The following is an 873-nucleotide window of genomic DNA, read 5'->3' on the forward strand; positions in this document are numbered from 1 at the left end:
GAAAGCATTGACCCAGGTCATGGCGCGTTGCAATGACCCCCTGCTTTCTACATACTTGCGGCCGATTTTTAATCCTAATAAAACACCCAAACCGTGGAACCTTAGAATGAGCACAGCAATCAGTCCGACTGCTTATAACTATAAGGTAGTCCGCCAGTTCGCCATCATGACGGTGGTCTGGGGGATCCTTGGCATGGGGCTCGGTGTCTTCATCGCCTCGCAACTGGTTTGGCCGGAGTTGAACTTCGGTCTGGCCTGGACGAGCTTTGGACGCCTGCGCCCGTTGCACACCAACCTGGTGATTTTCGCCTTCGGTGGATGTGCACTGTTTGCCACTTCCTATTACGTCGTGCAGCGAACCTGCCAAACGCGACTGATTTCCGACAGCCTCGCAGCCTTCACCTTCTGGGGATGGCAAGCGGTGATTGTCGGCGCGATCATTACCTTGCCGATGGGTTTGACCACCACCAAGGAATACGCGGAACTGGAATGGCCCCTGGCTATTCTGCTGGCCATTGTCTGGGTCACCTACGGCCTGGTGTTCTTCGGCACCATCGTCAAGCGCAAGACCAAGCACATCTATGTGGGTAACTGGTTCTACGGTGCCTTCATCGTCGTGACCGCGATGCTGCACATCGTCAACCACGCCTCTCTGCCGGTCAGTTTCTTCAAGTCCTACTCGGCTTATTCGGGTGCGACTGACGCGATGATCCAGTGGTGGTACGGCCACAACGCGGTCGGTTTCTTCCTGACCACCGGTTTCCTCGGGATGATGTACTACTTCGTGCCGAAACAGGCCGAACGTCCGATCTACTCCTATCGTCTGTCGATCGTGCACTTCTGGGCGCTGATCACCCTGTACATCTGGGCCGG

Annotated in this window: 1 protein-coding gene; it reads left to right on the forward strand. The window is 55.8% G+C overall.

Going from position 1 to position 873, the window contains the following annotated elements:
- Positions 1-106: 106 nt before the first annotated feature.
- The coding region (locus D8U18_RS28080; RefSeq protein WP_177435074.1) for a cbb3-type cytochrome c oxidase subunit I at positions 107-873 on the forward strand (767 nt) is incomplete at its 3' end.

Origin of the sequence: Pseudomonas sp. Sample_10 (assembly GCF_004321495.1) — a bacterium.
Taxonomy (GTDB): Bacteria; Pseudomonadota; Gammaproteobacteria; order Pseudomonadales; family Pseudomonadaceae; genus Aquipseudomonas.